Below are 2,491 nucleotides of genomic sequence, written 5' to 3' on the forward strand. Positions count from 1 at the left end.
TCTAGTTTGTAATCATCGGGGAACCCTTGAGCCCTTGCGAGTTCCCGAGGCGTTAGCATTCTAAGCCCTATATCGATGATGTTGTAATTCTCCTCCTTGACTACAACAAGCCCGAAATGGTTGGCACCGGTTACGGTGTGGAGCGGATCGAATAGGCTTTGCCCAACTTCCCAACCGTAATATTTAGTAAGGAACGCCTTTACTTGTTCGCTCGTGGCCGTTTTGCTTAATTTAGCGGCCACTAAGCCATATCGAGGGGAGCCGTCAATGGTAAATAAAGGCTCTTGAATAGACTGCCCCCGGTGCTCTCTTGGGTTCGTTTCCGTGTGATACTGAATAATAGTCGGGGCTATCATTTCATCGTCAACCGCAACTATGAAGGGGTTCGGGTTATTTATAATAAATTTGTCTACTCCCTTCCAAATTCGCCTCATTGTGTTCTCGGCGAGTGGTTTATTGCGTCCAAATATCGATTTACAAGGAACACCCCAATCGATGCACTCGGCTGCTGTCCGGTACGGTTTCAAGCCTCGCCCGTGGGTAGGTTTAGGCCATACGATTGGTAAGCCATCACATCGAGCAATCAAGAAAAACCGTTTCCGTTTCGTCGGGGCGCCGTAATCGCAAGCCGTCATTTCCTTGTATTCGACTTCATAGCCGAGCCCGTTGAGGGCTTTAATAAAACTCTTGAACGTCATGCCGGCCTTGCCTTTGATTGCTTTGCCTTCTTCGTCTAGCGGACCCCATGATTGGAATTCTTCGACATTTTCCAACATAATCACACGGGGTTTCACAAGCATAGCCCAGCGAATCGCCACCCATGCAAGCCCTCGAATATTCTTGTCCAAAGGCTTCCCGCCTTTCGCCTTACTAAAATGCTTGCAGTCCGGCGAGAACCACGCAAGGGCAACCTTACGCCCTTGACATGCCTCACGAGGGTCAACTTCCCATATATCCTCGGTGTAGTGCTTAGTTGTCGGGTGGTTAGCTGCGTGCATGGCAATCGCCGCCGCATCGTGATTGATAGCAATGTCAACCTCTACGCCAGTCGCTTGATATATCCCAAGGCTTGCACCGCCGCCACCGGCGAAGCTATCTACAATCAACTCGTTCCCGTACATTTAACGCCTCCAATAGTCCATGATTAATATAGTGACTAGCACTAAGGCAAATACTATAACTTCTAGCGTGCCGGGCGTGAAATTAATCTCCATAATTTCACCCCTCCCACGATACCGACAAAATATAATACTTGCCTTTATAATTCGGACTTACCGCCACTTCAAACCCTTTTAATTTTAGCCGGTCGGCCATTTTGTCCATGAAGTCCTCCCCTATCTCATGAGGTATTATCGTTTGTAATAACCATTGTCCACTTGTTGCCCGGCTTCGCATCCGGCGCAAGATATAGCGCCACGTCCGCAGCTTTTCGCATTGACGTCTAAGCCGTTTCATGTTTTCACAATTTATTTTCATCGTTTACCTCCGCTAGCTTGCAATATTTCCAAGCATGCCAATCTACCATCCCTTTCTTGCTCCAGCTTGTTCGCCCATCAGCAAAAGCAATGAATGGATCAATATTAACCTCTACATATTGTTTGAAATAAGCTCTTTCCCAAATTTCTCCATCAGCACTTACAAGCACAGGGGTATCAACTGGCACATTTTTCCAATCTACAATCTCCAGCTCTTTGCCAATATCTAGTAAGGTTTCTATATTCATTCGCAAATCTTGGAATAAATCTTCAAAATAAGTAAGTTCTACTATCACTTTAGTAAGGTCTTCCGATGCATCCCACCAACAACCGTCACTATCAAATGAAGGCTTATCTTCATAAGCGTAAATTTCTCCAGTTAAATCTCTAGCCACATAACGCGCTCCATATCGATATGCACGTTCCAAAATCTCTTTTCTTAATTCCTTATCAGTCATGTTGTGCTGCCTCCTTTGCTTTTCGCTTCTGAATTTTGTTATCGTTCGCACACTTTCCGCTGCAATATTTCCGGTTCTTACTTCTGCCGATGAATTTTTTACCACAATATTGACATTTGAGCTCCACGGTTTCCGGCTCCCATTTCGGCGCTGCTTTAAAAGGGGAGCTCTTTTCAATTTTGATAGCATCATCAATGTCCATGACATTTTTCTTGTCTAAACAGCAGTAGCCATCAACATAACGCCAGCCTTCACTTACCCAATAGCCGCCGTCATTCTTTTTCGGCTTTTCCCGGTGTACACACTCGCCGCCGACAGGGTCTCGGGCAATGAATTTAAAGCCGAGTTCTTGCGCCTTGATGTAGTCCACGCCGAACATATTACTCACCTTCTTCGGCTAACTTACAGAATGCCCAATTATCATATTTAACAATGCTCTGAATGCTCTTCACCGTATAACTTGTCTTGCCGTCGATATAACAAATAAATGGATAATCCGATTCGGCGCTATATTTGTAAAAGTGCCGATATTCCCACGGCTCTGTTACGTTGTTTCGC

General features: G+C 45.6%; 4 protein-coding genes. All 4 read right to left on the reverse strand.

Going from position 1 to position 2,491, the window contains the following annotated elements; translation table 11 throughout:
- The coding region (locus QZL64_RS02155; protein WP_296309172.1) for a DNA cytosine methyltransferase at positions 1-1,121 on the reverse strand (1,121 nt) is incomplete at its 3' end.
- 97 nt (positions 1,122-1,218) lie between these two features.
- Complete coding sequence (locus tag QZL64_RS02160; RefSeq protein WP_021840406.1) at positions 1,219-1,476, reverse strand: hypothetical protein; 258 nt, start codon at positions 1,474-1,476, stop codon at positions 1,219-1,221.
- Positions 1,460-1,933, reverse strand: a complete 474-nt coding sequence (locus tag QZL64_RS02165) for a hypothetical protein (protein WP_021840407.1) — start codon at positions 1,931-1,933, stop codon at positions 1,460-1,462. The genes QZL64_RS02160 and QZL64_RS02165 overlap by 17 nt, the downstream gene beginning before the upstream one ends.
- Entirely contained in the window at positions 1,926-2,312 is a 387-nt protein-coding gene (locus QZL64_RS02170) for a hypothetical protein (RefSeq protein WP_021840408.1), read from the reverse strand. The genes QZL64_RS02165 and QZL64_RS02170 overlap by 8 nt, the downstream gene beginning before the upstream one ends.
- Between the last annotated feature and the right edge of the window lie 179 nt (positions 2,313-2,491).

The sequence above is a fragment of the Veillonella sp. CAG:933 genome (genome assembly GCF_000431435.1).
Taxonomy (GTDB): Bacteria; Bacillota; Negativicutes; order Veillonellales; family Veillonellaceae; genus Veillonella_A.